This window comes from Jeongeupia sp. USM3 (assembly GCF_001808185.1).
Classification (GTDB): domain Bacteria; phylum Pseudomonadota; class Gammaproteobacteria; order Burkholderiales; family Chitinibacteraceae; genus Jeongeupia.
Window position 1 is genome coordinate 1,686,255 of record NZ_CP017668.1, and the last position, 26,510, is coordinate 1,712,764.

The following is a 26,510-nucleotide window of genomic DNA, read 5'->3' on the forward strand; positions in this document are numbered from 1 at the left end:
CGCTCAGCCCCCGATCAGGCCGTGCTGGCGCAGGAAGGCGCGGGCGACGTCGTCGACCGGGCGGTGGTCGATGTCGACCTGCGCGTTCAGCGCCGACATGGTGTCGTTGTCGAGCAGGGCCGACAGCGTGTTCAGCGCATCGGCCAGGCCCGGGTTCTGCGCCAGCACCTCGGCACGCACGACCGGCGTCGCCGCGTAGCTCGGGAAGTAATGCAGGTCGTCGTCGAGCACCAGGAGGTCGAAGCCCTTGACCCGGCCGTCGGTGGTGTAGACGAGGCCGGCGTCGACAAAGCCGTCGCGGATCGCGTTGTAGACGAGGCCCGGGTCCATCTGGCGGATCTGCGGCCGGGTCAGCTCGAGCTTGTACAGCGCCTGCATCGGCTTGAGTCCGTCGGAGCGGCCGGCGAACTCCATGTCGAAACCGAGCTGCCACGGCTTGCCCGCCCTGGCGGCGTCCATCCTGGCGACCAGATCGGACACGCTGCGGATGCCCTCGGCCTCGGCGCGCTCGCGCTTCATCGCCAGCGCATAGGTATTGTTCAGCGGCGCCGGGGCCAGCCAGGTCAGACCCTTGGCGGCGTCGATGCGCTTGACCGTTGCGTACGCGTCGGCGTCGCTCATCCGCTCGGCGATGTGGTTGTAGATGATCAGCGCGGTGCCGGTGTAATCCCAGACCAGGTCGAGCTGTTTGTTCTCGAGCGCGTTGCGCTGGATGATGGTCGCCAGATCGGTCTTCTGCTCGACCTGATAGCCCTTGCTGCCGAGGTATTGCGCGGTCAGCGACGACAGGATGTGCTGCTCGGTGAAGTTCTTGCTGCCGAGCACGAGGCTGGTGGCCAGCGCCGGCGCGGCCAGCACGAGCGCGGCGGCGCCCAGCGCCACGCGTTTGGAAAGCGACGAAAATATCGCCATGGATCGTCCTCCATGTTGGGGTCCGCCGGCCCGGTCCGGGCGGCGGGATGGTACGGGGGGGTGAAGCGTCAGGCGACGCCGCGCGGGCTGGCCAGCCGGCCGAGGCTGGCGACCAGCAGGTCGAGCACCAGCGCGATCGCGGCCGTCCCGACCGCACCGAGCAGCAGCGCGGTGTGGTTGTTCAGGTAGATGCCCGGGAAGATCAGCTCGCCATAGCTGCTGGCGCCAATCAGGAAGGCCAGCGGCGCGGTACCGACGTTGATCGCCAGCGCGATGCGCACGCCGGACGCGATCACCGGCAGCGCATTGGGCAGCTCGACCCGCCACAACCGCTGCCGCGGCGTCATGCCGATCGCATCGGCCGCTTCAAGCAGCGTCGGCGACAGCCCGGCAAGCCCGGCGTAGGTGTTGCGGACGATGGGCAGCAGGGACGCGAGGAACAGCGCGACGATGGCCGGCTTGTCGCCGATGCCGACGACGACCATCGCCAGCGCCAGCACCGCCATCGGCGGCAGCGTGTTGCCGATGTTGAACACCTGCATGCCGTGCTCGGCATAGCGCTTCGCCCACGGCCGGCTCAGCAGCACGCCGCTGGGCAGGCCGACGACAAGGGCCAGTGCCATCGACACGAACACGAGATAAAGGTGTTGCTGGCCGAGATAGACGAGGTCTTCCCGGTACTGGGCGAGCCCGGCGGGGCCAATGCCGTAGACCAGCGCGGCCAGGCCTGCGGCGGCGAGTACGAGCCCGATACTGATGCGCTTGAAAAACGCTCTTTTGTTCATGCGTCCTCCTTGGCGGAAAGCGCGGCGACACGGGGCCGGGCGCGATCCGCTGTAATGATCGCGACAACTAGAGAGCTGCCTTACGAGGTTGTCCGGCATGGCGCCGGACGCGGTGCGCCAGGGGCGCGGCGGCGGCCGGGAAACGGCCGCCAGATTGAGTGGCGCCGGGGCGCCGTCTGACTGAGGCTTATACTTATAACACTTTGTTACCGGACATTACAAACCAAATACTTTTGATTCTATGCACGCTGGAAGGCGGATCGCCGCCGCGGCACTCAGCGATCGTTCGCGTCGATTTTGCGGATGATCCGCGCCGGATTGCCGCCGACGATGGTGTCCGCCGGCACGTCCTTGAGCACGACGGCGCCGGCACCGACGATGGACCGCGCGCCGATCGTTACACCCTGACAAATGACGGCATTGCCGCCGATCCACACGTCATCTTCGATGAAAATCGGTTTCCAGCGCGCGGTCCAGTCGCGCCGCTCAATGTGGTCGATCGGGTGGCTGGCGCCGTAGAACTGCACGTTCGGGCCGACCAGCACGTTGTTGCCGATGGTGATCGCCGTGCCGTCGAGGAAGGTGGCGCCGGCATTGAGGAAGGTATGGCTGCCGATGCGGATCGACTTGCCGTATTCGCAGAACAGCGGCGCACGCACCCAGCTGTCCTCGCCCAGCGCACCGAACAGTTCGCGCCACAACGGCGCCTGCAGTTCCGATTCGGTCTGGGCGATCTGCCGCAGCAGGCGCTCGGCGTTCTTGCGCATCGCGACCATTTCGGGTGCGAAGAAGTCGAACGGTTCACCGGCGAGCAGTTTGTCGAGTTCGGTCATCGGGCGGCTCCGCAGCATCGTGAAACCGCCAGCTTACCGCGCGGCCGGCCGGGCGCCAGCCGATTCTTGCTCAGCCGCCGAGCTTGGCCAGCATGCCCGCCAGCATCGCCCGGCCTTCCTGCTTGCTGATCGCGCCTTCGGCCTTGTCGCCGGCAAGCCGGCCCGAGAAGCGCACGTCGTCGCCGGGCAGCTCGCGCAGGAAGCGGCTGGGCTGGACGATCTGCCACTCGCCACCGCGGCGGCGCTTGCCGCAGTAGCTGATCGTCAGGCTGCGCTGGGCGCGGGTGATGCCGACGTACATCAGCCGCCGCTCTTCCTCGACCATGTTCGATTCGATCGAGTTCTGGTGCGGCAGGATGTCCTCCTCGCAGCCGACGAGGAACACGTGCGGATACTCGAGCCCCTTGCTCGCATGCAGGGTCGACATCTTCACCGCGTCGACCTCGTCCTCGTCGCGGCCCTGCAGCATCGTGATCAGCGCGATCGTCTGGCTGATCTCGATCAGGTTCTTGCCGTTGTTCTCGCCCTGCTTGGCCACCCAGTCGACGAGTTCGAGCACGGTTTTCCACTTGGTCTCGGCCGGCTTCGGCTCGTCGCTGTCATACAGCCACGTCTCGAAGTCGATCGCGTCGAGCAGTTGCCTGAGCAGCTCGCCGGCCGGCGCACGCGGCGCCTCGAACTGCATCCGGCCGATGAAGTCGCAGAACTGCTTGAGCGGCTCGTACTGGGCGGCCTGCACCTGCCAGACGAAGCCTTCCTCGTGCACGGCGGCAAACAGCGAGATGTGCCGCTCGGCCGCGTAGGCGCCGAGCTTTTCGAGCGTGACGTTGCCGACACCGCGCTTGGGTGTCGTCACCGCACGGATGAAGGCCGGATCGTCGTCCTCGTTGGCGATCAGCCGCAGGTAGGACAGCACGTCCTTGATCTCGGCCTTGTCGAAGAACGACTGCCCGCCCGAAATCGTGTACGGGATCTTGTGCATCCGCAGCTGGGTTTCGACGATGCGCGCCTGATGGTTGCCGCGATAGAGGATCGCGTAGTCCTTGAAACCGGTGCCGGCCTCGAACTTGTGCGCCAGCAGTTTCATCGCGACGAGTTCAGCCTCGTGCTCGTCGTTCCTGGCCTCGATCACCTGCACCGGATCGCCAACGCCGAGGTCCGACCACAGCGTCTTTTCGAACAGCTTGGGATTGTTGGCGATCACCGCGTTGGCGCAGCGCAGGATGCGCGCGACCGAGCGGTAGTTCTGCTCGAGCTTGATCACCTTGAGCTTGGGGAAGTCGGTGCTCAGCAGCCGCAGGTTTTCCATGTTCGCGCCGCGCCAGGCGTAGATCGACTGGTCGTCGTCGCCGACGGCGGTGAACTGGCCGGTGATGCCGGTCAGCTGTTTCACCATGTCGTACTGCGTGGTGTTGGTGTCCTGGCACTCGTCGATCAGCAGGTAGCGCAACCGGTGCTGCCACTTGGTCAGCACGTCTTCGTGCTGCTCGAACAGGTCGACCGGCAGCCGGATCAGGTCGTCGAAGTCGACCGCCTGATACGCCTGCAAGGTGTCCTGGTAGGCGCGGTAGAGCTTGGCCAGATGCATCTCGCCGTCCGAGCTGGCACGCACCAGCGCGGTATCGGGCGAAATCCGGTCGTTCTTCAGCAGCGAGATCTGGCTGACCGTCGAGCGGATCAGCTGCTTGTCGGTCGTCGTCAGCAGGTCGGAGATGATCTTGCTGGCATCGGCGCTGTCCAGAATCGAGAACTGCGGCTTGTAGCCGAGGTGCTTCGCTTCCTCGCGCAGGATGCGCATGCCGAGGCTGTGGAAGGTCGACACCGTCAGCCCCTTGAGGCGGTTCGCGTCCATCAGCGCGCCGACGCGCTCCTGCATCTCGCGCGCCGCCTTGTTGGTGAAGGTGATCGCCGCGATATTGCGCGCGTCCATCCCGGCCTGGCCGATCAGGTAGGCGATCTTCTGCGTGATCACCCGCGTCTTGCCCGACCCGGCCCCCGCAAGCACGAGGCACGGGCCGCCAAGATATTTGACGGCCTCGCGTTGCGGATCGTTGAGCTTGTCGAGCATAAAGCGGTTTTCCTTCAAGGGCTTGCGATTCTAGCACAGCCCCGCCATCGCCCCGCCCCCGAAGCACCTGTCCCGGCAGGCGAGCGAGCCAAAGTCGTTTGTTCACGCCCGAAGCGAGGATGCCCTCTGGACGTCCCCCGGGGGAAACCGGAACGGACATCGAGTTCAGGAGAACGACCCGAAGGTAGCCCCCTTGCGGGGTTCCGGGCATCGGGCGGGGACACAATGCGCAGCCGCCCAACGGGACAGGTTCTAGACCCGGAACTGCCCGACCACGCCGTCCAGCCTTGCCGCCGTCGCCGCCAGATGCGCCGACGCCGCGGCAATCTCGCCGATCGCCCGGAGATTCTCTTCGCCGGTCTGCGAGATCGCCTCGATGTTGCGGGCGATCTCTTCGCTCGCGCGCGACTGCTCGCCCGCCGCCTGCGTGACCTCGCCAAGAATGACCGAGACCTCGCGGGTGCGCTCGTCGATGCGCGAGACCGACGAAGCGGCCTCGCCGGCCAGCGCGACGCCGCTCAGCGCAAGGCCGCTGACGCCTTCGATGCCGGCGACCGCCTGGCCGGTATCGCTCTGGATCGCATCGGTCATCGTCGTGATCCGCTTGGTTGCCTCGCTGGTCCGTTCGGCCAGTTTGCGCACCTCGTCGGCGACGACGGCAAAGCCGCGCCCGGCCTCGCCGGCGCGTGCGGCCTCGATCGCCGCATTCAGCGCCAGCAGGTTGGTCTGGTCGGCGATCTCGTGGATCGTCGCGACGATCGCCGAGACCTGCCCCGAACGCTCGCCGAGCGTCTGCACCAGCCGGGTCGATTCGCCGACCGACTCGGCGATCCGCTCCATCTCGCCGGTCGCCCGCCCGACCGCGTCCCGTCCCTGCCGGGTCAGTTGCTGCGCGTTGTCCGAGCGCCCCGCCACCTCGCCGAGGTGGCCGCTGATCCGGGCAATGCTGGCGCTGATCTCCTCGACCGTCGCCGCGGTCGCCATCGCCGAGCGCTGCTGCGTGGCCGAGCTGTCCTCGATCACCTTCATGCTGCGCGCCAGTTCGGTGATCTCGCCCGAGACCTCGCGCGAGCCCTGGCGCACGTCGCGGAGAATGTCGCGGAAGCGGTCGATCAGCGAAAAGAACACTGCGCCGATCTGGCCGACTTCGCCGTCCGCCGACGGACGGTTGCCGATCGCGAGATTGCCCGATGCGGCGATCTCGTGCATGTGGTCGCGCAGCTTTTCGAGCGGCACGCTGATGCTGCGCGCGATCAGCCACGACGCCAGCACCAGCACCGCAAGGCCGGCGGCGATCGATCCGGCCCATGCCCAGGCCTTGCGGGCAAATTCGCGCTCGACATCGTCAACGTAGACGCCGGTCGCCACGACCCAGCCCCACGGCGCGTAGAGCCGGCTGCCGCTGACCTTGTCGACCGGTGTCTTGCTGCCCGGCTTGGCCCACTGGTAGTCGACGAACTCGCCGCGGTCGCGCACCGCGGCATCGACCAGTTCGCTGACGATGCGCACGCCGTTGGGATCCTTGAGCTGGCTCTGGTCCTTGCCGTTCAGCTCGGGCTTGATCGGGTGCCGCAGCATCCGGTAATGCGTGTCATACAGCGCGACATAATTGCCGTCGTCGTAACGCAGGCCGGCGACCGCGTCGGCCGCCGTCTGCTTCGCTGCATTGAGCGGCATTTTTCCGTCCTTGGCGAGCTGGCCGTAGTGCGCGATCACCGAGTGGGCCGTGTCGACGACGTGGCGCGTGGCCGTACGCCGCGCATCGAGCATGTCCCTGCGCTCGTTGAACAGGGCCCACACCGCCCCGGCCGAGATGGCCAGCACCGCCAGCAGGATCAGCAGCCACAGCTTGTGGCGTATCGTCGCGTTCGACAGCATTTCCAGTCCTCCATACCCGCCCGCACCGGAGTGGCCGCGAGCAATAAATACGAACTGGAAATATAGAAGTCAGCAAAAATTAAGCAAAACACGCAAGTGGCGGGCCGACAGGCGCGCCCCCGGCAAACGCCCGGACCAACTACAGCCTGCGATCCGGCATGTTTCCTGACACAAGCGCATGTAAGCAAAGGCGGCAGAATCGGCCGCCAGGCCGTATCCCCGCGAGGCAGGCCGCGCCGGGGCACCGGCTTGCGGCAGGTCAATATTGGGAGAAATCACGATGGCCGATGACTACGTCGTTTTGCTACATTCGATGTTGCAAGCTTCCCCCGTGTTCGGATGAAGGTCGCAGGAGAGTGCCCACATGGCCGTGCCGCAAGGCGCGTCGGGCCGCCGAAGAAGTGAATCTTTCAGGCGCCGGGAAAACCCGGCAGGGACTGCGACTGGACGAGCCTCTGGAGAGCCCCGGCGTGCATCACCGTTTTCAGGACGGACTGCACCGGCCGGGCACCGAAGGCGAAAGGCGTTCCGTCAGGAACGCTGAAACGCTCAGGTAAAAGGACAGAGGAAGGACGGCCGCTCGCCGTGCCTGCCCGCGTCCCGGGCAGCGTACGGCTGGCCGTCCCCTCTGTCAGATCGATGTTTGATACTGACGGAGACCTACAAACCATGCCCCCGCTCCAAGACCTGCTGCAGACGATCGACAACCTCGTCTGGGGCCCGCCGCTGCTGATCCTGCTGGTCGGCACCGGTATTTATCTCACCGCCCGGCTGGGCCTGCTGCAGGTGTTCAGGCTGCCGCTGGCGCTCAGGCTCGTGTTCCGTGCCGACAAGAACCCCAACCTGCCCGGTGACGTGTCGAGTTTTGCCGCGCTGTGCACCGCGCTGTCGGCCACCGTCGGCACCGGTAACATCGTCGGCGTGGCGACAGCCATCAAGCTCGGCGGCCCCGGCGCGCTGTTCTGGATGTGGATGGCAGCGTTCTTCGGCATGGCGACCAAGTACGCCGAGTGCCTGCTGGCGGTGAAGTACCGCACCGTCGACGACAGGGGCCAGATGGCCGGCGGGCCGATGTATTACCTCACGCACGGCCTCGGCCTGCCGTGGCTGGGCAAGCTGTTCGCGCTGTTCGGCGTCGGCGTCGCGCTGTTCGGCATCGGCACGTTCGCGCAGGTCAACGCGATCTCCGAAGCCGTGCATTCGAGTTTCGACATCCCGGTGTTGTGGACCTGCCTGACCTTGGCGGTGCTGGTGGCGATGATCACGCTCGGCGGCATCAAGTCGATCTCGCGCGTTGCCGAGGCCATCGTGCCGTTCATGATGGTGTTCTACGTCACCGCGTCGGTCGCGCTGCTGGCGATGAATGCCAGCGCCCTGCCCGACGCGATCATGCTGGTGATCCGGTCGGCGTTCACCGGCCACGCGGCCGTCGGCGGCTTTTTCGGCGCGACGATGATGCTGGCGATCCAGAGCGGCGTCGCCCGCGGCGTGTTCTCGAACGAATCGGGCCTGGGCAGTGCGCCGATCGCCGCCGCCGCCGCGCGCAGCAACTCCTGCGTCGAGCAGGGGCTGATCTCGATGACCGGCACCTTTTTCGACACCATCATCATCTGCACCATGACCGGGCTGGTGCTGATCGTCACCGGCGTCTGGTCCGGCGACGCCAGCGGCGCACGGATGACCAACCTCGCCTTCCAGCAGGGGTTGTCGCAGGACTGGGGCAACCTGATCGTCACCGTCGGCCTGCTGTTCTTCGCCTTCACCACGATCATCGGCTGGAACTACTACGGCGAGCGCTGCATGCAGTACCTCGCCGGCCGCCGCGGCATCATTCCGTTCAAGCTGGTGTTCATCGCCTGCATCGTCGGTAGCGCCTTCCTGCATCTGGACCTGATCTGGGTGCTGGCCGACATCGTCAACGGCCTGATGGCGATCCCGAACCTGATCGGCCTGATCGGCCTGCGGCATGTGGTGGCGATGGAAACGAAGCGCTATTTCGCCGGCCGGCTCGACGACGACGATACCGGCGTGCTGCAGCCGGCGCTGGCGCAGCGCTGATCGCCGGGCGCAACGCAAAAAGCCCCGGCCAAGGCCGGGGCTTTGCGGCCCGTGCTTACTGGCCGAACACCGACAGCGGCCCCGCCAGCGGATCGGCATCGACGCGGTACTTGCCGTTACCGAGCGCCCTCACCGCCAGCGCGCCGCCGCCCTGCCTGACGCTGATCGCCGCACTGGCGCTCAGGTCCAGCGTCAGCGGCGTGGCGTACTTCACGCAATCGGCGTTGCCGGTATTGAACACCACCTGATTGCCGTTGAGCGCCGGCGCGCACGCTTCGCGGGCGTAGCGGTAGCGGATCACGTTCGACGGCGTCGCCACCCACAACAGCCCGGCATCGACCCTGGCCTTCACGTAATCGAGGTGGCCGAGGTAGCGCGCCACCGGCACCGGCTCCCAGCTGCTGTTCGGGTTGTCGTCGACCGCATGCATGGTCCGCGTCGCCCAGCCGCCCTGATCGATCGCCGCATCGACGTGCAGGTTGAGGATTTCGCTGCCCATCGGATACAGCGACCATTGGCCGGAAGCGGTGAACAGGTCCCACTTCACCATGTACGGATCGCTGAAGTTGGCGGCGTTCACGCCGGCGGCCCGGCCGACGTACTCGATATTGCCGCCGCCAAGATCGCGGTTGCTGCCCCGGCCGCCCAGATAACCCGGTTGCGCTCGCAGATACGTCAGCGCCGCATCGGTCGCCGTATCGTTCGGCCAGATGAAGTAGCTCATCTGGTAGCCGCCCAGCCTGGTCTTCACGTCCTGCACCGAATCGTTGATTTCGACGCTGTTCACCCAGTTGGCGTCGCCACTGCCGGCGACCGGATGGTTGCGCGAGTGGTTGATGATTTCATGACCGTTCGTGATGAAAGTCTGCGCCGCGCTCCAGTGGCCGGGCTGGCACAGGTTGGTGACGATGCCGAAGCCCGCCACCAGCCCCCGCTGCGTCAGCGCGGGCTCGGCCACGTTGATGTGGCTCTGGCTGACGACGTTGTTGCAGAAGTCGTCGTGCACCATCGAGTACGCGCCCTTGGCGCCACCGCGCCAGGTCGTCACCTCGGCCGCGCTGATCTGGACCGGCGTTGGCGTCGGGGTGGGCGTCGGCGGCGGGCACGGTTTCGGGTACACGGCGGCCACCGACCAGAGGCTGGCATCGAACGACACGCTGTCCTGGCCGAGCACCTTCGGCTCGTTTGCTGTCGATGCGACATGGGTCTGCTTGGCGACAAAAATGCCCGGTGCGAAATTGCCGTTGTAGTAGGCACGGAAGGTGCCGCCAGCCGGCTTGACGGTCGCGCCGGCGGCATAGCTGGCCCCGGCACTCCAGGTCGGATGCGGTGCCTCGCCCGGGCAGACGTCTCCCACGATCTGCGATGCGTAGATCGGAGTCGGAGTCGGAGTCGGAGTCGGAGTCGGAGTCGGAGAAGGTGGTAGCACGTCGCCGAGATACTCCCACGGCCCCCATTGCTCGGCGCCCGGTACGCTACCTTGCGTCCACCACTTGGCGCGGTACATCTTGCCTTGGTAGATCACGCATTGGCCGCTGTTGTAGACCGGCGTCGTCAGCCAGTCGGTGCAGCCGCTCGGGGTCGGGGTCGGGGTCGGGGTCGGGGTCGGGGTCGGGGTCGGGGTCGAAATGGTGCTGCACGTACCCAGACTGGTCCATGGCATGCCGCTGCCGGCCGGGCCGGAGTGGGTCGCCGGGCTGTTGCCTTGCGTCCACCAGTTGGCCTGGTAGTTGATGCCGTTCAGGGCCACCTTGTCCCCGCCGTTGTAGGCGGTGGTCGCGTTCCATGCGGCAACGCACAGCGGTGCCGGGGTCGCGTACACCGGTACGGCCAGCACCGCGGCCGGAATGGCGGCAAGGGCAAAACGATTGAAATGCGTCATCAAGACTTCTCCATCCACTGTCGTTGTGCGGTCTACAGCCGCGCACGCACAGTTTCAGAACAGATGACGTTCGACTAGCCGATGGCCCGCTCTTTTTCACGAACGGCCAGAACAAACGGATAAAACCCATGAAAATCATCAGCCTGCATCGTCACCGCCGCTGAACGAGGTTCACGAACGGCCGTTGCATTCGCACCCAACGCACCGTGTCGCCGCATGGGCCAGCAGTGTCGATCTGCTTCGTACACGAGCGCAGCGCCGGCGCGTCCGCCTGGCCTTGTCCGGCGTGGCCGGCGCATGCGATGCTGCTTGACCAGCCGCTTCCATCTTGCCCGATGGCCCTGCCCAATCTCCATTTCGCCGAATACAGCCGCCGGATGAACCGGGTGCTCGACCATATCGACCGGCACCTCGACGCCCCGCTCGATCTCACCACGCTGGCCGGGGTGGCGAACTTCTCGCCGTTCCATTTCCACCGGGTCTTCCAGTCCTGGCTCGGCGAAACGCTGGGCGACTATGTGCGCCGCAGACGGCTGGAGGTCGCCGCGTCGACGCTCGCCATCCGGCCCGGCGAACCGGTGCTGAACATCGCACTGGCGGTCGGTTTCGGTTCGGGTGAAGCGTTCGCCCGCGCGTTCAAGACCCGTTTCGGCGTCACGCCGAGCGACTGGCGGCGGCAAGCACCGGCCCGCTGGCAGGCCGAACTCGATGCGATCCGCGTGCGGCGCATGCAGAACCGCAATCCGGATCAGCCGGATCGCAAGCACGATCAGGCCGGTAACCATATGGCCGGGCACGATGAGGACACGTCACCCGACACGGAGATCATCATGAACGTCACGATCCAGACCCTGCCACCGGTACGCGTCGCCTACCTGCGCCACATCGGCCCCTACGGCCCGGCGCTCGGCCAGTTCTGGCGCGGCACCTTCGCACCGTGGGCACGCACGCACGGCCTGTCCGGCAACACCAGCTACGGCATCGGCCACGACGACCCGAGCGTCACGCTGCCGGAAAAATGCCGCTACGACGCGGCGGTGGAAGTCCCGGCCGACTTCGTCGCCAGCGGCGAAGCCGGCATTGCCGAGCTGCCCGGCGGCCGCTACGCCGTCGCCAGCTTCAGCGGCGACGTACGCACCATCGGCGACGCCTGGCTGGCGCTGACCCGCGACTGGCTGCCGGGCAGCGGCTACCAGTTCGACAACCGGCCGTGCTTCGAGCGCTACAGCGGCGCACCGGACGAGGACACCAGTCGCGAGGATTTCAGTTGCGAGCTGTGCATTCCGGTAAGGCCGCTTTGAATGGTGAGCTGGAAATTTAGAAAAATCGCGAATTCGCACCTTTTTTTAAACCAGCGATAAAACTGAAACGAGCAGATCGTCGCTTAGGCAAGAAGCGTAAGGCCAAACAATTTGAACAAATTCACTACACGGCCAATTGATTAGCCCGAAGACCGTTGAGCTGCACTGCATTCAACTCAACCTACGAGCCAGCCACAACAACAGCCTCGATTAACATCCCAAGCATTTATTCATCGGTTCAATCTCGCCGCCGCACCGGTGGTGAGAGCACTACTTTTTTCATATATTTCTGCTGGCTTGCAACGAGCTTTTCTCCTCGATAAATTCGGGCAAAAGAGCGGATAGCATCAAACGCCAACCAACCAAAGACAGGCAACGTAAAGGCAAGAAAACCAAACAACTGCTTAGACTGAAAAGCTAATGTTGTCGCGAGAACAAGCGGAGATAACGCAGAGAACGCAAATACCACATACCCAGAGAAGTAAATCCCTTTTCGCCAAGTTCTAGACCACCTATTTTGGTATTTCCTTGCAAAAACAATCTGAGAATATTCCGCCGAATTTAAATAATCTAAGTATTTACGCGACAGTACAAAATCTCGCAAAAATTGAGCGGAATTCTCAAGCGTTAAAATATATGCAACCTCCTCACCTTTAATTGCTGTCGTACCCGAAATCGCATGATAGCCCTTTTCAATAACAAAGGGGTGAAGCGCTCTCTGCGAAGTCAAATCTTCGAAAAAATCCCTGGCGAATTTATACTCTTCACGTAGCCTTGATTTGTTACTATAAATAAAATCAAGCATTCTCCAGCCAACACCCGCAATAGCAACTACTAAGGCAACCATTTTGCTTATCGTTTCAATATCCATTTACCTCCCCTTCGGCGGCACCATTTCCTTGTCTTTGTAATCGCACAGATCGGCAACCACGCAGCGCCAGCATTCGGGCCGGCGTGCCTTGCACACATAACGGCCATGCAGGATCAGCCAGTGGTGCGCGTGCAGCATGTATTCCTTCGGCACCACCTTCAGGAGCTTGAGTTCGACCGCGAGCACGTCCTTGCCCGGCGCCATGCCGGTGCGGTTGCCGAGGCGGAAGATGTGGGTGTCGACCGCCATCGTCGGTTCCTTAAACGCGACGTTGCGCACCACGTTGGCGGTCTTGCGGCCGACGCCGGGCAGCGATTCGAGCGCGGCCTGGTCGTTCGGCACCTCGCCACCGTAGCGCTCAAGCAAAATCGCACAGGTCTGCAGCAGGTGCTTGGCCTTGCTGCGGTAGAGGCCGATCGTGGCGATGTAGGACTCGAGCCCTTCCTGCCCGAGCGCGAGGATGGCCGCCGGTGTATTGGCCACCGGGAACAGCCGGCGCGTTGCCTTGTTGACGCCGATGTCGGTCGCCTGCGCACTCAGCAGCACCGCGGCGAGCAGTTCGAACGGCGTGCTGTATTCGAGCTCGCTCCTCGGCTCCGGGTCGAGCTCGGCGAGCCGGCGGAAGAATTCGCGGCGGGTATCCTTGTTCATTGATGCTCCATACGAAAAAACGCCCCGATCGCGGGGCGTTCATTTTAACCGCTGATGCCGGCCGCCCGCCGGATCAGGCCGCGGCGCTCGCTGTGGGCGGCGGCACGGCCTTGGCACGGGCTTCGGCACGCCGGTCGAGCGCCATCTTGCCGGCGACGAGGAAACCGAGGCCGATGAATGCGCCCGGTGGCAGCATCGCCAGCAGGAACTGGTAATTGGCTTCCGCCGGGATCACGTGGATCACCCAGGTTCTGGCCTGCGGGCCGAACAGCAGGTCGATGCTCGAGAGCAGCGTGCCCTGCCCGACCAGTTCGCGCATCGCGCCAAGCACCGCCAGCACGCCGGTCAGCCCCAGCCCCATGAACAGGCCGTCGAGCCCCGATTGCAGCACGCCGTTCTTGCTGGCAAACGCCTCGGCGCGCGCCAGCACGATGCAGTTGGTGGTGATCAGCGGGATGAAGATGCCGAGCACCACGTACAGCCCGTGCACCCAGGCGTTCATCGCCAGGTCGACCATCGTCACCAGGGCGGCAATGATCAGGATGAAGATCGGCGTGCGCAGCTCGTTCGGCACGAAGCGGCGGATCGCCGCCACCGCCATGCCCGAGATCAGCATCACCAGACTCGTCGCCAGCCCGAGGCTGACGCCGTTGATGATGTTGTTCGACATCACCAGCACCGGGCACATGCCGAGGATCTGCACCACGCCGGCATTCTGCTTCCACAGCCCGTTGTGGACGATCGCCTTTGCTTCTTCCTTGTCGATCAGCTTGTCCATCAGTGCAGGGCTCCAAACAGTTGATTGCGGTGAGCATCGACATAGACCAGCGTCGCGTGGATCGCCGTGACCACCGCACGCGGGCTGATCGTTGCGCCGGCGCGGCTGTCGAACGCGCCACCGTCCTTCTTCACCTTCCATAGCGCATTGCCAGGGTTGCTGGTGCTTTTGTAGCGGAACTGGGTGATCCAGTCCGACTTGGCCGCGTCGATATAGTCGCCGAGCCCCGGCGTTTCCTTGTGGCTGACCACCCGCACGCCGAGCACGCGGCCCGCGGCATCGACACCGATCAGCAGGCGGATCCTGCCGGCGTAGCCGTCCGGCGCCGTCGCCTCGACCACCGCGCCGACGGTCTTGCCGGCTTTTTTCGCCAGATAGATGCGGCTCTCGGTGTCGTTGCCGAGCCGTGCCGCGTCCGCCTTCGGCACCACGACGGCATCATCGAGCAGCGCGTTGTCGTAGCTGCCGGCCGGCAGCACCTGCGCCAGCAGCGCCACCTTGGCGTCGAGCTCGTTCTTCCTTACCGTATCGCGGGTCAGCGCATAGGTGCCGGCCATCAGCGCGGTGAACACCAGCGCGAACAGCGCCAAGGTCGCCGCGCCGCGCACGCCGGATTTGACCATCCGCTTCATGCCGCCCCGCCCTTGCGACCGAACACCTTCGGTTGCGTGTACTGGTCGATGAAGGGTGCGGCCAGATTCATGATCAGCACCGCAAACGCCACGCCGTCCGGATAGCCGCCGAACACGCGGATCACGTAGACCAGCACGCCGATCAGCGCGCCGTAAACCAGGCGTCCGCGCGGCGTCGTCGGACCCGAGACCGGGTCGGTGATGATGAAGAAGGCGCCGAGCATCGCCGCGCCCGAAAACAGATGGAACAGCGGCGACGTGAACCGCGCCGGGTCGACCAGATGAAGCACGCCCGACAGTGCCGCCAGCGCCCCCAGAAACGCCACCGGCGTCTGCCATGGAATGATTTTCGACGCGTACAAATAGACGCCACCGACGAGGTAGGCCAGCGCGATCCAGCCCATCATGCTCGGCATCCACCCTGCCCCGAGTTGCCCGGCGTGGAACAGCGGCACGGCAAACAGCTCGCCGATGCCACCATGCTGCAGGATCGTCGTCTTGACGGTATCGAGCGGCGTTGCCGACGCGATCGCGTCGAACGGCACGGGCAGCCGGCCGGTGAAGATGTAGCCGATCTGCGCCAGCGCATCCAGCTCGGTCGCTTGTTGCATCTGGGGCGCCGCCCAGCGCGACATCTGCGCCGGAAACGACACCATCATCACCGCAAAGCCGACCATCGCCGGGTTGAAGGTGTTCTGCCCCAGCCCGCCGTACAGGTGTTTGGCCATGCCGATCGCGATCGCCGTTGCCAGCACGATCATCCACCACGGCGCCAGCGGCGGCAGCGACAGCGCCAGCAGCCAGGCGGTGACGACGGCCGAACCGTCGGTAATGAAGGGTCTGACCGGAAAGTCGCGCAGCTTCAGGCAGGCGGCTTCGACGCCGAGCGCGGTCAGCGTCGCCAGCAGCAGCTGGACGAGGATGCCGGCGCCGAACACGTACAAGTGGACCGCGATGCCCGGCAGCAACGCCAGCAGCACCTTGGCCATGACGACCTGAAGTGGTGTCGGCTTGGTCAGGAACGGGGAAGTGATCATTCGGCGTCCGCAATCAGGGGCGCGAGATCGGTCACGCCGAGGTCGACACCGGCCTGGCACAGTAGGGTACTCGCCTGGCCGCGATGGTGCGTCTGGTGGTTGAAGAAATGCAGCAGCACGTCGCCCAGACGCTTCTGGCAGGCAACGCCATTGGCGCGGGTGTAGTGCAGCGTCTCGGCCAGCAGCGCTAGGCTCAGGCCGCCGATCCAGCTGCCGATCGCGTGGTCGAGCACGCTGCGCAATGCAGCCAGCGACGCAAGATCGGCGCAGACGATCGCGTCCAGCCCGGCCGGCATCGGCAGCGCCACCACCGGCGCCAGGGCCTTGGTGTGCTCGCCCGGATGCGCGGTGGCCAGCCCATTCGATCCGCCGCGTGGATGCACGGAGGTCAGTCCATTCGATCCGCCGCGTGGATGCGCGGAGGTCTGTCCATTCACTCCGCCGCGTGGATGCGCGGCGAAGCGCTTCAGCCAGAGGATGTCGGCGACGACAAGGTGGTTCAGCGTCGCGAACAGCGAACCGAAGTAGGCGCCGCGATCGCGCATCAGCTCGGCTTCGGGCAGGCTCGCCGCCGCGGCGTACAGCTTGGCGTTCATGTGCGCGTTGTAGCGCGCCATCAGCGCCAGCTGCGCCGGGCCGATCACCGCGTCGGCAAGACCGAGCCCCTGCAGCAGGCACCAGCCCTCGGCCCAGTCGGCAAGCCCGGAGTCGGCGTTCAGGTGGCCGCGTTCGCCGGCATCGACCAGTTGCACGCCCCAGTCCGTCGCCACCTGCCGGCTGAACGCCCAGCCCGCGTACGGATCATTCCGGCTGGCGATCATCGTCGCCGCAAACGGCAGGCGCGCCGTCGGCACCGGGCCGAAACCGGCCGCGGCAAGCGGAAACTCGCCCCCCGCCGGATCAGGCACGGCGACGAGCAGCGCGCCGGCAACCGGCCTTGGCGAGCGCGCCGCCCAGTGTGCGACGAGCAGGCAGCCAAGGCTGTGTGCCGCGATCCTGACATCGGGGCCGGCGGCGAGCACGGCGGCGTCGAGCTGCGCGATCCAGGCATCGAGATCGGGCGCCTCCCAGTCGGCCTGTTCGACGCGCATGCATTCGGAATGCAGCGCCTGCCAGCGGCTCTGCCAGTGCGCGGGGCCCGAACCGCCGTAGCCGGGTACGATCAGGATGCTCATTGTCCACCTTTCGCTGCGGCACGCGCCTTGGCGGCGTCGATCCGGGCCTGACGCTCGGCGTCGAGCGCAGCGCGCTCCTCGGGGCTCATCGCCGCCAGCCGGGCTTTTTCTTCCTCGCGCTTCTGCATCGCCGCGCGGATGCGCTCGGCCTTTTCCGGGTCGAGTGCGGGTGCGGGTGCGGCCGGAACAGCGTCAACGACCGGCGCTGCGGCCTGCAGCGACTCGCGATGCGCCTTGCGTTGTGCGGCCGCTTCCATCGCGGCGCGGATCTTCGCCGCCTTGGCGTCGTCGATGGCTGCGGCGTCCCCGACTGGCTCGGTGCCCGCCTCCACTTTGGCCGCATCGCGCGCCGCCTTGCGCAGCGCAGCCGCTTCCATCGCAGCACGAATCTTCTCGGCCTTGGCCTCGTCAATCGCCTCCGCCGCGGGTGCCTCGCCGGCCTGCAGCGATTCGAGGTGCGCCTTGCGTGCCGCCGCCTTTTCCATCGCCGCGGCGATCTTGGCGCGCTTTTCGGCGTCCATCGCATCGGCGGCCTGCGCGTCGCTGCCAGCCTCGCCGCCTGCGGCCTTGCGTTCGGCCGCGCGCGCCATCGCCGCCCTGATCTTGGCGGCCTTGGCTTCCGCATTGTCGGCCGCAGCCGGGTTGACGGCATCGGCTGTGGTGGCCGGCTTGGCAGCCGCGGCCTGCCGCGCCGCGAGGCGCTCGGCCTTCTCGCGCTTTTCCCGCTCCTCGCGGAATTGCTTGAATTCGTGCCGCTCGCGCGCCTTGTCGGCGGCCTTCTTGTTCGCCTCGGCCGCCCAGATCTCGGACTTGGCGAAGCGGTAGTAATCGACCAGCCGGATGCTCGACGGGCAGACGTAGGCGCAGGCGCCGCACTCGATGCAGTCGAACAGATTGCGCTCCTGCGCGCGGCCGAACTCGCGGCTGCGGGCAAACCAGTACAGGTCCATCGGCTGCAGCTCGGCCGGGCAGGCGCTGGCGCACTCGCCGCAGCGGATGCACGGCATCTCGCGGCCCTTGTCCGGGAAGTCGGCCGGTGCCGTCGCGATGATGCAGTTGCCGGCCTTCGTGAGCCCGGCCTCAAGACCCGGCAGCGCAAAACCCATCATCGGTCCGCCGTAGATATGCTCGCGCGTGCCCGGCTGCTCGCCGGCGAACGCCATCAGATCGGCCAGCGGCGTGCCGATCAGCGCCTCGACATTGCCGGGACGCGCGACATTGCCGGTCAGCGTGACGACGCGGCTGATCACCGGCTCGGCGTGTTCGAGCGCGCGATAGATCGTGTAGACCGTCGCGACGTTGAAGCACTGCACGCCCAGATCGGTCGAGCGGACGCCGCTCGGCACCTCGATATTCGTCAGCAGCTTGATCAGCTGCTTGGCGCCGCCGGACGGATACAAGGTCGGCACGACGACGACGTCGACCGCTGCGCCCGCCTCTGCAATCGCGCAGCGCAAGGCAGCAACGGCCTCGGACTTGTTGTCCTCGATGCCGATCAGCACCTCGCGCGCACTCAGCAGCTGCCGGACGATCTCCACGCCTGCGACGATGTCGGCGGCGCGTTCGCGCATCAGCCGATCGTCGCAGGTGATATACGGTTCGCACTCGGCGCCGTTGATGATCAGCGTGTCGAGCACGTCGCGGCCGGCGAGTTTCAGGTGCGACGGAAACACCGCGCCGCCAAGGCCGACGACGCCCATGTCGCGCAGGTAGTCGCGGATCGCCCTGCCGTCGCTGGCGGCCTGCGCGGCGCGCCAGTCGAACGGCGTGCGTTCGCACCACGCATCCAGCCCGTCGCTGTCGATGACGACACTCGCCTCGGTCAGCCCCGACGGATGCGCAACCAGCCGCTCCTCGATCGCAAGCACGGTGCCCGACGTCGGCGCGTGCAGCGCCGCCGAGACACTGCCGTCGGCCGCGGCGATCATCTGGCCTTTCAGCACCCGCTCGCCGACGGCGACCAGCGGCTTGGCGGCGTTGCCGATGCTCTGCCGCAACGGCAGCACGAGTTGCGCCGGCAGCGGTCCGGCAACAATAGCGGTGCCGGACGACTCGCTCTTGTGCTCTGGCGGATGCACGCCGCCGTTGAAGCGGTAGAGAGTCCGCGCGCTCATGCCGCCACCTTCCTGAGCTGGATCACCGGATAGCGCCAACGCCACGTCGCCGCGGCTTCGCCGACGTCACGCATCTCGATGCAGTCGACCGGACACGGGGCGATGCACAGCTCGCAGCCGGTGCACTCGGACGCGATCACCGTATGCAGCTGCTTGGCCGCGCCGACGATCGCGTCGACCGGACAGGCCTGGATGCACAAGGTACAGCCGATGCAGGTGTTTTCGTCGATCACCGCCAGCGACTTCGGCTTTTCGACCCCGTTCTCGGCGTTCAGCGGCTTGTATTCCTTGCCAAGCAGCTCGGCCAGCTTGCGCACGCCGTCGTCGCCGCCGGGCGGGCACTGGTTGATCTCGGCCTCGTCGTTGGCGATCGCGGTCGCGTACGGCTTGCAGCCCGGAAAGCCGCACTGGCCACACTGCGTCTGCGGCAGGATGGCGTCGATCTTGTCGACCAGCGGGTCTTCGTCGACCTTGAAGCGGATTGCCGCGACGCCGAGGATCGCGCCGAGCAGCAGCGCCAGCGCGATCATCAGCCCGAGGGCCAGCCAGAAACTCATTGCCTCACTCTCACTTGACCAGGCCTGAGAAGCCCATGAACGCAAGGCTCATGAGTCCGGCGGTGATGAAGGCGATCGGCGAGCCCTTGAACGGCGCCGGAATGTCGGCACCTTCGAGCCGCTCGCGGATCGCCGCGAACAGGATCAGGATCAGCGAGAAGCCGACCGCACTGCCGAAGCCGAACACCAGCGATTCGACAAAGCCGTTCTTCGCCTGCGAATTGATCAGCGGCACGCCGAGCACCGCACAGTTGGTCGTAATCAGCGGCAGGTAGATGCCCAGCGTCTGGTACAGCGCCGGGCTGGTCTTGTGGATGAACATCTCGGTGAACTGGACGATCGCCGCGATGATGACAATAAAGGCCAGCGTGCGCAGGTATTCGAGCTGCCATGCAATCAGCAGCTGGTCGGTCAGCCACGAGGTACCGCAGGCGAGCGTCAGCACGAAGGCCGTCGCCAGGCCCATGCCGATCGACGCCTCGAGCTTTTTCGACACGCCCATGAACGGGCACAGGCCGAGGATGCGCACCAACACCACATTGTTGACGAGCACCGCGCCGACCAGCACCAGCAGGTAATGGTTCAGTTCCATCCGCCGTCACCAGAAAACCCGGGATTGAAGCCCGGTATTATCCGGCTCGCCCCTCGGGCAACAAGCCGGTTTGATCAACATCGTAGCGCCCCGCAAGCAAAAAGGGCGGCTTCACGCCGCCCTGCCCGCCGAAGCTGCACCCGGCTCAGTCGCGCAGCGCGGCAATCGCCTCGACGCAATCGGCCACAAGCTGCGGGCCGCGGTAGATCAGCCCGCTGTACAGCTGCACCAGGCTTGCGCCAGCGCGGACCTTCTCGACCGCATGCTCGCCGGCCAGAATGCCGCCGGCACCGATGATCGGCAGCTTGCCGTGCAGCGCCTCGGCCAGATCGCGGATCACGTGCGTCGACTTCGAGCGCACCGGCGCCCCCGACAGGCCGCCGGCCTCCTTGCCGTGCTTCAGGTGCTCGACCCCGGTCCGGCCGAGCGTGGTATTGGTCGCGATCACCGCGTCGATACCGCTGCCCACCAGCCGCTCGGCGATGTCCTCGACCTGATGGGCATCGAGGTCCGGCGCGATCTTCAGCGCCAGCGGCACATAGCGGCCGTCGCGGTTCGCCAGCGCCAGCTGCTTGGCCTTGAGCGCGTCGAGCAGTTGTGCCAGTTCGTCCGACTGCTGGAGCTGGCGCAGGTTCTTGGTGTTCGGCGAGCTGATGTTCACCGTCACGTAGCTCGCGTACTCGTAGACCTTCTCGAGTCCGATCAGGTAGTCGCCGGTCGCCTTCTCGATCGGCGTATCGGCGTTCTTGCCGATATTGATCCCCAGCACGCCCCGGTACTGCGCGCGCTGGACATTCTCGATCAGCGCGTCGACGCCGCCGTTGTTGAAACCCATCCGGTTGATGATGCCCTCGGCCTCGGGCAGCCGGAACAGCCGCGGCTTCGGATTGCCCGGCTGCGGCCGCGGCGTCACGGTACCGACTTCGATGAAACCGAAACCGAGCTCGGCAAGCGCATCGATGTGCTCGCCGTTCTTGTCGAGCCCGGCGGCCAGGCCGACCGGGTTCGGAAACTCGATCCCCATCACCGTCACCGGCGACGGCTCGGCCTGGTGCGCGAACGCGCGCAGGAAGCCGAAGCTGTGCAGCGTGTCGATCAGCCCGAGCGTCAGGCCGTGGGCGCGTTCGGCGTCGAGCGCGAACAGCAGCGGGCGTAGCAGCGGATAGCTCAACTCAGGCGCCCCGCTTCTCGCACGCATCGAGCGTGTTCTGCATCAGCGTGGCCACCGTCATCAGGCCGACGCCGCCCGGCACCGGCGTGATCCAGCTGGCTTTTTCCTTGGCCACGTCGAACTCGACGTCACCGCAGAGCTTGCCGCTCTCGAGCCGGTTGATGCCGACGTCGATGACGATCGCGCCGTCCTTGATCCACTCGCCCTTGACGAAGTTGGGAATGCCGACGCCGGCGACGACGATGTCGGCACCGCGCACCTTGTCGGCGAGGTCTTTCGTCTTGCTGTGGCAGACGGTCACCGTCGCACGCGCCAGCAGCAGCTCGAGCGCCTGTGGGCGGCCGACGATGTTCGACGCACCGACGACCACCGCATCCTTGCCGACGATGTCGATGCCGGTCTTCTCCAGCAGCGTCATCACCCCGCGCGGCGTGCACGGCCGCAGCAGCGGCATCTTCAGCGCCAGCCGGCCGATGTTGTACGGGTGGAAGCCGTCGACGTCCTTGCTCGGGTCGATCAGCTCGATGATCTTGTCGGCATTCAGGTGCCCCGGCAGCGGCAGCTGCACGAGGATGCCGTCGACCGCATCGTCCTTGTTGAGCTTCTCGACCAGCGCCAGCAGCTCGGCCTCGCCCGTCTCGGCCGGCAGATCGTACGCCAGCGAGGTGATGCCGGCGTTCTCGCACTGGCGCTTCTTGTTGCCCACGTAGACCTGGCTTGCCGGGTCGCTGCCCACCAGCACGACCGCCAGCGCCGGTGCACGCTTGCCGGCCGCCACACGGGCGTCCACGCGCGCGCGCACGTCGCGGATGAGTTCTTGAGAAATGGCTTTCCCATCGAGGATCTGGGCGGACATCGGGCAACTCCGGAAGCAACTGACTGAATAATCGGCGCATTCTCTCATTGTTGACCCTTTCCGCTCAATCTCCGGGTACGGGGGGCTTGACGAAACCGGCCCGTCCGGGCTATATTCCGGCCTCTGTTCGGGGCGTAGCGCAGTCTGGTAGCGCACCTGGTTTGGGACCAGGGGGTCGTGAGTTCGAATCCCACCGCCCCGACCAGACAAGCGATCAACGCTGGCAACACGGCGCCCGTAGCTCAACCGGATAGAGCAACGGCCTTCTAAGCCGTAGGTTACAGGTTCGATTCCTGTCGGGTGCGCCAGGTTTTCCCGGCAGTTGGCAGTACAAGTTTCAGTGGTGGCTGTAGCTCAGTTGGTAGAGTCCAGGATTGTGATTCCTGTTGTCGTGGGTTCGAGCCCCATCAGCCACCCCAAGTTAAAAAGCCCTTGAGCAATCAAGGGCTTTTTGCTTTTCCGCCACCGGAAAACGACATGGTGACGCCACAACGGCCGGCACCGTGCCCCGCCGCGTGAAAACCCAAGCGGGACAGGATGATCATCAAGCTCCGGTCGGTTGCCGGCCGCAGGGCACGCCCTATCGCCGCAAACGGCAGCACTCCCCCCTCCGTATCACCCAGTAGTCGCCATCAAGCACAGGGGCACCGGCGGGCTTGAACCTGCCACTGCACAGCGGTTGAGCACCGGCAGACGACCGATACCGGATCACCAATCACCCGCCCATCGCAGGAGTCCCCGGCCAGCCCCTTTTCGTGGAACTCGCCCCACCCGGTAGCGGCTTGCGCTGCGACGACCTACTTGCCCCACCGGGTAACAATAGGCATCGGCTTGCGCGCCTTTCCACCCCGGGCAGCGTCACAGGTCACCCTCGAGCGCATCGGGGAAAGCATTGGCGAGATCAGCACCAAGCAAACTGCAACCCACCCACGACCCCCGGTAACCGTCATGGCGCTGCCTGGGGCCTCGGCCACCGGCTGGACGACCCCGTTCTCCGCGCTCCTTGGCCAGTGGCGCCTCGTCGGCCAGCTTGCGCCATTCAGTACCCCTTCCTCGAACCGCCGGGAAGCTGGCAAGACCCAGCCTCACCGCTCAACGTCACCGGCTCCGCCATAACACGAGCCCGTGTTGCCGTTTTCAGCCCCCTAAAGCAAAACCCCCCACCAGCTTCGCTGATGGGGGGGTTTCTATGGGGAGTCTGGCGATGACCTACTTTCACACGGGAACCCGCACTATCATCGGCGCTGAGTCGTTTCACGGTCCTGTTCGGGATGGGAAGGCGTGGGACCAACTCGCTATGGTCGCCAGACGTAACTGGTTGAGTTACGACTGTTTACTACTAGTCATATCTCTGAATTCGATAGAAGAAGCAAAGGCTCGGTTTGATTGTGTCGAGCTTGTCGCAACACACCCGAACCACGCGGTTCAGGTTATAGGATCAAGCCGCACGGGCAATTAGTATCGGTTAGCTTAACGCATTACTGCGCTTCCACACCCGACCTATCAACGTGGTGGTCTTCCACGACCCTTCAGGGGAATCAAGTTCCCAGGGAAATCTCATCTTGAGGCAAGTTTCGCGCTTAGATGCTTTCAGCGCTTATCTCTTCCGCATTTAGCTACCCGGCGATACCACTGGCGTGATAACCGGTACACCAGAGATGCGTCCACTCCGGTCCTCTCGTACTAGGAGCAGCCCCCCTCAAATTTCCAACGCCCACTGCAGATAGGGACCAAACTGTCTCACGACGTTTTGAACCCAGCTCACGTACCACTTTAAATGGCGAACAGCCATACCCTTGGGACCGGCTACAGCCCCAGGATGTGATGAGCCGACATCGAGGTGCCAAACTCCGCCGTCGATGTGAACTCTTGGGCGGAATCAGCCTGTTATCCCCGGAGTACCTTTTATCCGTTGAGCGATGGCCCTTCCATACAGAACCACCGGATCACTATGTCCTGCTTTCGCACCTGCTCGACGTGTCAGTCTCGCAGTCAAGCTACCTTGTGCCATTACACTATCAGTACGATGTCCGACCGTACCTAGGTAACCTTCGAGCTCCTCCGTTACACTTTGGGAGGAGACCGCCCCAGTCAAACTGCCTACCATGCACGGTCCCCGATCCGGATGACGGACCAAGGTTAGAACCTCAAAGGGGTCAGGGTGGTATTTCAAGGACGGCTCCACAGAAACTAGCGTCTCTGCTTCAAAGCCTCCCACCTATCCTACACAAACCACTTCAAAGTCCAATGCAAAGCTACAGTAAAGGTTCACGGGGTCTTTCCGTCTAGCAGCGGGGAGATTGCATCTTCACAAACACTTCAACTTCGCTGAGTCTCAGGAGGAGACAGTGTGGCCATCGTTACGCCATTCGTGCGGGTCGGAACTTACCCGACAAGGAATTTCGCTACCTTAGGACCGTTATAGTTACGGCCGCCGTTTACCGGGGCTTCGATCAAGAGCTTGCACCCCATCAATTAACCTTCCGGCACCGGGCAGGCGTCACACCCTATACGTCCACTTTCGTGTTAGCAGAGTGCTGTGTTTTTGATAAACAGTCGCAGCCACCTTTTCACTGCAACCTCTTCGAGCTCCACGAGCAAGTCGCTTCACCCTACAGAGGCACACCTTCTCCCGAAGTTACGGTGTCAATTTGCCGAGTTCCTTCTCCTGAGTTCTCTCAAGCGCCTTAGAATTCTCATCCTGCCCACCAGTGTCGGTTTGCGGTACGGTCAATTCTGAGCTGAAGCTTAGTGGCTTTTCCTGGAAGCATAGGATCAATCACTTCAGGCCCAATGGGCCCTCGTCGTCACGCCTCAGTGTTAACAGGGATCCGGATTTGCCTAAATCCCCCACCTACACGCTTAAACCACCTATTCCAACAGATGGCTGACCTACCTTTCTCCGTCCCCACATCGCACTCAGAATCGGTACAGGAATATTAACCTGTTTCCCATCGACTACGCTTTTCAGCCTCGCCTTAGGGGCCGACTCACCCTACGCCGATTAACGTTGCGTAGGAAACCTTGGGCTTTCGGCGAACGGGCTTTTCACCCGTTTTAACGCTACTCATGTCAGCATTCGCACTTCCGATACCTCCAGCAACCTTTACAAGTCACCTTCACAGGCTTACGGAACGCTCCCCTACCATATGTACAGAGTACATATCCGCGTCTTCGGTTATCAATTTGAGCCCCGTTACATCTTCCGCGCAGGACGACTCGACCAGTGAGCTATTACGCTTTCTTTAAATGATGGCTGCTTCTAAGCCAACATCCTGGCTGTCTATGCCTTCCCACCTCGTTTTCCACTTAATTGATCATTTGGGACCTTAGACGGCGGTCTGGGTTGTTTCCCTCTTGACACCGGACGTTAGCACCCGATGTCTGTCTCCCAAGCTCGCACTTAACGGTATTCAGAGTTTGCCATGGTTTGGTAAGTCGCGATGACCCCCTAGCCATAACAGTGCTTTACCCCCGTTAGTGATACTTGAGGCACTACCTAAATAGTTTTCGGGGAGAACCAGCTATTTCCAGGTTTGTTTAGCCTTTCACCCCTATCCACAGCTCATCCCCTAATTTTGCAACATTAGTGGGTTCGGACCTCCAGTGCGTGTTACCGCACCTTCATCCTGGCCATGGATAGATCACCTGGTTTCGGGTCTACGCCCAGCAACTGATCGCCCTATTCGGACTCGGTTTCCCTACGCCTCCCCTATTCGGTTAAGCTCGCTACTGAACGTAAGTCGCTGACCCATTATACAAAAGGTACGCAGTCACCCCACGAGGGGGCTCCCACTGTTTGTATGCATCCGGTTTCAGGTTCTATTTCACTCCCCTCCCGGGGTTCTTTTCGCCTTTCCCTCACGGTACTGGTTCACTATCGGTCGATCACGAGTATTTAGCCTTGGAGGATGGTCCCCCCATCTTCGGACAGGATTTCTCGTGTCCCGCCTTACTTGTCGTACGCTTAGTACCACGATGGTCTTTTCGTATACGGGGCTATCACCCACTATCGCCGGCCTTTCCATGCCGTTTTACTAAGACTACCGCTATCACGTACAGGCTCTTCCCATTTCGCTCGCCACTACTTTGGGAATCTCGGTTGATTTCTTTTCCTCCGGCTACTTAGATGTTTCAGTTCGCCGGGTTCGCCTCACATGACCTATGTATTCAGTCATGGATGACCCAAAAGGGCCGGGTTTCCCCATTCGGATATCTGCGGATCAAAGCTTGTTTGCCAGCTCCCCGCAGCTTTTCGCAGGCTGCCGCGTCCTTCATCGCCTGTGATCGCCAAGGCATCCACCAGATGCACTTAGTCGCTTGATCCTATAACCTCAAACACGTGGTTTGCGGCTACAA

General features: G+C 64.1%; 19 protein-coding genes, 3 tRNA genes, 2 rRNA genes and 1 riboswitch. Of the genes, 5 read left to right on the plus strand and 19 right to left on the minus strand.

Translation table 11 applies throughout. The features are described from left to right. Positions 1–3: 3 nt before the first annotated feature. The 5 genes from BJP62_RS08000 to BJP62_RS08020 all read right to left on the minus strand — a co-directional run bounded on the left by BJP62_RS08000 (position 4) and on the right by BJP62_RS08020 (position 6,476). Positions 4–912 carry a glycine betaine ABC transporter substrate-binding protein gene (locus BJP62_RS08000; protein ID WP_070528706.1) on the minus strand — a complete coding sequence of 303 codons (909 nt, stop codon included), beginning with the start codon at positions 910–912 and terminating at the stop codon, positions 4–6. A gap of 68 nt (positions 913–980) precedes the next feature. Continuing rightward, entirely contained in the window at positions 981–1,697 is a 717-nt protein-coding gene (locus BJP62_RS08005) for an ABC transporter permease (protein ID WP_070528708.1), read from the minus strand. A 275-nt stretch (positions 1,698–1,972) separates the two neighbouring features. Next, the gene (locus BJP62_RS08010) at positions 1,973–2,530 is read right to left on the minus strand and encodes a sugar O-acetyltransferase (protein ID WP_070532477.1); all 558 of its coding nucleotides are present in this window, start codon (positions 2,528–2,530) and stop codon (positions 1,973–1,975) included. 70 nt (positions 2,531–2,600) lie between these two features. Then, positions 2,601–4,598, minus strand: coding sequence for a UvrD-helicase domain-containing protein (locus BJP62_RS08015; RefSeq protein WP_070528711.1), 1,998 nt, complete (start codon positions 4,596–4,598; stop codon positions 2,601–2,603). Between the two features lie 252 nt (positions 4,599–4,850). Further along, the gene (locus tag BJP62_RS08020) at positions 4,851–6,476 is read right to left on the minus strand and encodes a methyl-accepting chemotaxis protein (RefSeq protein WP_070528713.1); all 1,626 of its coding nucleotides are present in this window, start codon (positions 6,474–6,476) and stop codon (positions 4,851–4,853) included. Between the two features lie 445 nt (positions 6,477–6,921). Continuing rightward, positions 6,922–7,051, plus strand: a riboswitch (glycine riboswitch). 94 nt (positions 7,052–7,145) lie between these two features. On the opposite strand from BJP62_RS08020, the gene BJP62_RS08025 reads away from it, so the two are divergent. Further along, entirely contained in the window at positions 7,146–8,534 is a 1,389-nt protein-coding gene (locus BJP62_RS08025) for a sodium:alanine symporter family protein (RefSeq protein WP_070528716.1), read from the plus strand. Between the two features lie 55 nt (positions 8,535–8,589). Here the strand turns inward: BJP62_RS08025 and BJP62_RS19235 are convergent, their stop codons facing one another. Next, positions 8,590–10,416, minus strand: coding sequence for a carbohydrate-binding protein (locus tag BJP62_RS19235; protein WP_070528719.1), 1,827 nt, complete (start codon positions 10,414–10,416; stop codon positions 8,590–8,592). A 335-nt stretch (positions 10,417–10,751) separates the two neighbouring features. Between BJP62_RS19235 and BJP62_RS08035 the strand changes: the two genes are divergently transcribed. Next, the gene (locus BJP62_RS08035) at positions 10,752–11,717 is read left to right on the plus strand and encodes a GyrI-like domain-containing protein (protein WP_070528722.1); all 966 of its coding nucleotides are present in this window, start codon (positions 10,752–10,754) and stop codon (positions 11,715–11,717) included. 238 nt (positions 11,718–11,955) lie between these two features. On the opposite strand, the gene BJP62_RS18390 is transcribed toward BJP62_RS08035, so the two are convergent. The 11 genes from BJP62_RS18390 to folD all read right to left on the minus strand — a co-directional run bounded on the left by BJP62_RS18390 (position 11,956) and on the right by folD (position 22,151). Further along, positions 11,956–12,588 carry a hypothetical protein gene (locus BJP62_RS18390; protein WP_145927148.1) on the minus strand — a complete coding sequence of 211 codons (633 nt, stop codon included), beginning with the start codon at positions 12,586–12,588 and terminating at the stop codon, positions 11,956–11,958. After that, positions 12,589–13,239, minus strand: coding sequence for an endonuclease III (nth, locus tag BJP62_RS08040; protein ID WP_070528725.1), 651 nt, complete (start codon positions 13,237–13,239; stop codon positions 12,589–12,591). It lies immediately after the preceding gene. A gap of 73 nt (positions 13,240–13,312) precedes the next feature. Next, on the minus strand, positions 13,313–14,017 hold the full coding sequence (locus tag BJP62_RS08045; protein WP_070528726.1) for an electron transport complex subunit E: 705 nt from the start codon (positions 14,015–14,017) through the stop codon (positions 13,313–13,315). Continuing rightward, on the minus strand, positions 14,017–14,649 hold the full coding sequence (gene rsxG / locus BJP62_RS08050) for an electron transport complex subunit RsxG (protein WP_070528729.1): 633 nt from the start codon (positions 14,647–14,649) through the stop codon (positions 14,017–14,019). The genes BJP62_RS08045 and rsxG overlap by 1 nt, the downstream gene beginning before the upstream one ends. Beyond that, on the minus strand, positions 14,646–15,686 hold the full coding sequence (locus tag BJP62_RS08055; RefSeq protein ID WP_070528732.1) for an RnfABCDGE type electron transport complex subunit D: 1,041 nt from the start codon (positions 15,684–15,686) through the stop codon (positions 14,646–14,648). Before BJP62_RS08055 ends, rsxG begins: the two co-directional genes overlap by 4 nt. After that, positions 15,683–16,861, minus strand: a complete 1,179-nt coding sequence (locus BJP62_RS18395; protein WP_070528734.1) for a DinB family protein — start codon at positions 16,859–16,861, stop codon at positions 15,683–15,685. Before BJP62_RS18395 ends, BJP62_RS08055 begins: the two co-directional genes overlap by 4 nt. After that, positions 16,858–18,975 (minus strand): electron transport complex subunit RsxC, encoded by a 2,118-nt coding sequence (gene rsxC / locus BJP62_RS08065; RefSeq protein WP_070528736.1) that lies wholly within the window; start codon positions 18,973–18,975, stop codon positions 16,858–16,860. The genes BJP62_RS18395 and rsxC overlap by 4 nt, the downstream gene beginning before the upstream one ends. Beyond that, complete coding sequence (gene rsxB / locus BJP62_RS08070) at positions 18,972–19,532, minus strand: electron transport complex subunit RsxB (RefSeq protein WP_070528739.1); 561 nt, start codon at positions 19,530–19,532, stop codon at positions 18,972–18,974. Before rsxB ends, rsxC begins: the two co-directional genes overlap by 4 nt. Positions 19,533–19,542: 10 nt before the next feature. Beyond that, positions 19,543–20,124 carry an electron transport complex subunit RsxA gene (rsxA, locus tag BJP62_RS08075; RefSeq protein ID WP_070528742.1) on the minus strand — a complete coding sequence of 194 codons (582 nt, stop codon included), beginning with the start codon at positions 20,122–20,124 and terminating at the stop codon, positions 19,543–19,545. Positions 20,125–20,269: 145 nt separating this feature from the next. After that, positions 20,270–21,295 (minus strand): quinone-dependent dihydroorotate dehydrogenase, encoded by a 1,026-nt coding sequence (locus tag BJP62_RS08080; protein ID WP_070528744.1) that lies wholly within the window; start codon positions 21,293–21,295, stop codon positions 20,270–20,272. A gap of 1 nt (position 21,296) precedes the next feature. After that, a complete protein-coding gene (gene folD, locus BJP62_RS08085; RefSeq protein WP_070528746.1) occupies positions 21,297–22,151 on the minus strand; it encodes a bifunctional methylenetetrahydrofolate dehydrogenase/methenyltetrahydrofolate cyclohydrolase FolD in 855 nt (284 codons plus the stop codon). A gap of 128 nt (positions 22,152–22,279) precedes the next feature. Here folD and BJP62_RS08090 point away from each other — a divergent pair. The 3 genes from BJP62_RS08090 to BJP62_RS08100 all read left to right on the plus strand — a co-directional run bounded on the left by BJP62_RS08090 (position 22,280) and on the right by BJP62_RS08100 (position 22,570). After that, a tRNA-Pro gene (locus tag BJP62_RS08090) sits at positions 22,280–22,356 on the plus strand. Between the two features lie 26 nt (positions 22,357–22,382). Further along, positions 22,383–22,459 (plus strand) — tRNA-Arg (locus BJP62_RS08095). Positions 22,460–22,494: 35 nt separating this feature from the next. Continuing rightward, positions 22,495–22,570, plus strand: a tRNA-His gene (locus tag BJP62_RS08100). 777 nt (positions 22,571–23,347) lie between these two features. On the opposite strand, the gene rrf is transcribed toward BJP62_RS08100, so the two are convergent. Both rrf and BJP62_RS08110 read right to left on the minus strand, forming a co-directional pair. Further along, positions 23,348–23,460 (minus strand): 5S ribosomal RNA (gene rrf, locus BJP62_RS08105). A gap of 125 nt (positions 23,461–23,585) precedes the next feature. Further along, positions 23,586–26,477, minus strand: a 23S ribosomal RNA gene (locus BJP62_RS08110). Positions 26,478–26,510 lie beyond the last annotated feature (33 nt).